The organism is Catenibacterium sp. co_0103 (assembly GCF_004168205.1).
Lineage (GTDB): Bacteria > Bacillota_I > Bacilli_A > Erysipelotrichales > Coprobacillaceae > Catenibacterium > Catenibacterium mitsuoka_A.
On record NZ_RCYB01000168.1, the window covers coordinates 1 to 2,061 of the forward strand.

Sequence of the window (2,061 nt, forward strand, 5' to 3'; positions counted from 1 at the left end):
GATGCTGTTGAAATATTAAAAAAAGCTATGAGCATTATAAGCAGCCAGTAAAAGTACTTTATGAGGCTATCAAGGAAAGACTAAACGCAACTTTGACCCACCTAAAGTGGAATTTAACTTTTCACTTTAGAAATAATTAACTGGTTTGAAAGTATATTGTAGGTGCTTGTAAATCGAGATATAATGTTATTTATACTTAAAGGATAAGGGGTGTAGATAATGTCACAAACCATGCAAACAGTTTTATTAAGTTTAGCAACGAGCCTATTTGTCAGTATGGTGACTTTTATTCTTGGTCTAAAATCTGGGAAAAATCAAGCAGACCGTGCAAAACTACAAGAACTCTATAAAAATATTCATAGACATTTTTCTGAATTAAAGGAAGCATTGGCAGATGATTGTCCCAAATTATGGGAGCATTATAAAAAGAATGATGAATATCTGCCACTGATAAAAGAACTTGAAAGCACAGGAGATATTTTATTTATCAAGAAAAAAATAGCGAAAAGTTCATTAGATTTGGAAAAAAGAATTTTGATATATTCATGGAATTTAAATCATCATATTCCCGATTTGCATAATGAATTAGTATCTAATCTTGATATATACCGAGACGGATATTCCTTTAAAACTTACAATAGGTCTGAAGATGAAAAAGCACATTTTGAATCTGTAAATCCAACAAATTGTAGAACTTTTTCCCCTAGAGGTTACTTTATCCTCTATAACAAAGAAGCCACCAAAGCACTTTTGCAAAAGATTGATACCTCGTCATGTGCTGTGGAATTTTCGCTAGGAAATCCTATGAAATATACATTCAAAATTTATCCTGACAGTTTGAATGTAAGTGTGGAAGAATATATTGAATATATTTATGAAAGATTTAACAATAATATTGAGGAGTTTAATAGCTTGTGTGGAGAAAAGGACAGATTAATTGAGGAAATTGACAAACTTCTTAAAAAAGTCGAAAAAAGGGTTCGAGAACCTATTGGATTTTGGGAAACAATTATTGGAGCATTTGGCGATATGTTTCGGTAGAATCCCGGTAGAATCACAAGTTAATATTGCTTCTGTGATAATATTCTGATAAAATTAGGATAGAATAAACAATATGAAAGGAGCGATTAAACATGATACAAATTCGACCTGTTTCAGACCTTAGAAATAAATTTCCAGAAATTGAAGCTATCGTAAACGGAGGGAAACCTGTATATCTGACAAAGAATGGTTACGGTGCTATGGTTGTTTTAAGTCTGGAAGAATATGCAAGTTTGACAGACAGTATAGAAATGAAACTTGATGAAGCTGACCGACAGGCAGCTATGACAGAGGAACGTCTTTCTCACGAAACAGTATTCAGTAATGTAAGGAGAGCTATACATGGAAAATAAATCCTATAAGCTGCGGTACTTACCGCTTTTTGAACAGGATTTGATTAGCACAGCGAGTTACATTACGAATGTTTTAAAGAACGAGGACGCAGCAATCCGTCTGGTTGATGATGTGGAAGCTGCTATACTGGAAAGGCTGAACAATCCTGTTGCCTTTGAACCATATCCATCCGCAAAAAAACGTGACTACCCTTACTATCGGATTTATGTACGCAATTACGTTGTTTATTATGTAGTGATTGATGATGTGATGGAAGTACGACGTTTGATGTATGGTGCAAGAGATACGGACAGACATTTATAATTAAATAACAGACATAAAGCAGTTAGTCGATAATGATTAGCTGCTTTTTTCATGCTCGAAAGGAGGAACATGGAACATATCAACGAATATGATGAATACGAAGATGATTTCAAAAGCGTTGCCCGACCAGAATATAAATGGTTGGCAGAACAAATGCTGCTGGAATTGTTGGAAGCAAATGACCGACAGTGAGTTATAGACAATATGAAATGACGAGGAGGAAACAAAAAAGTAACTCTCCTTAATTGTTCAATCGTGGATTTACCATTATACTTTGAGTAGAAACAAAAATTCATAGTATTGTGGGATTACCGCAAACAAATAAGGAGGGTTACCTATGAATAGAATAATAAAAATTGGGAT

The 2,061-nt window shown here is 34.0% G+C and carries 4 protein-coding genes; all 4 read left to right on the forward strand.

The features are described 5' to 3' along the window. Nucleotides 1–219 precede the first annotated feature (219 nt). On the forward strand, nucleotides 220–1,041 hold the full coding sequence (locus EAI80_RS12800; RefSeq protein ID WP_129982345.1) for a hypothetical protein: 822 nt from the start codon (nucleotides 220–222) through the stop codon (nucleotides 1,039–1,041). Between the two features lie 92 nt (nucleotides 1,042–1,133). Beyond that, entirely contained in the window at nucleotides 1,134–1,394 is a 261-nt protein-coding gene (locus EAI80_RS12805) for a type II toxin-antitoxin system Phd/YefM family antitoxin (protein WP_117992722.1), read from the forward strand. After that, complete coding sequence (locus EAI80_RS12810) at nucleotides 1,384–1,698, forward strand: type II toxin-antitoxin system RelE/ParE family toxin (protein ID WP_129982346.1); 315 nt, start codon at nucleotides 1,384–1,386, stop codon at nucleotides 1,696–1,698. Before EAI80_RS12805 ends, EAI80_RS12810 begins: the two co-directional genes overlap by 11 nt. A gap of 69 nt (nucleotides 1,699–1,767) precedes the next feature. Then, the gene (locus EAI80_RS13985; RefSeq protein WP_255452576.1) at nucleotides 1,768–1,890 is read left to right on the forward strand and encodes a hypothetical protein; all 123 of its coding nucleotides are present in this window, start codon (nucleotides 1,768–1,770) and stop codon (nucleotides 1,888–1,890) included. The last annotated feature ends 171 nt before the right edge of the window (nucleotides 1,891–2,061 follow it).

Coding starts and splice junctions, on each gene's coding strand:
- EAI80_RS12805 (WP_117992722.1), top strand. CDS start 1,134: ATGATACAAATTCGACCTGTTTCAGACCTTAGAAATAAATTTCCAGAA.
- EAI80_RS12810 (WP_129982346.1), top strand. CDS start 1,384: ATGGAAAATAAATCCTATAAGCTGCGGTACTTACCGCTTTTTGAACAG.
- EAI80_RS13985 (WP_255452576.1), top strand. CDS start 1,768: ATGGAACATATCAACGAATATGATGAATACGAAGATGATTTCAAAAGC.
- EAI80_RS12800 (WP_129982345.1), top strand. CDS start 220: ATGTCACAAACCATGCAAACAGTTTTATTAAGTTTAGCAACGAGCCTA.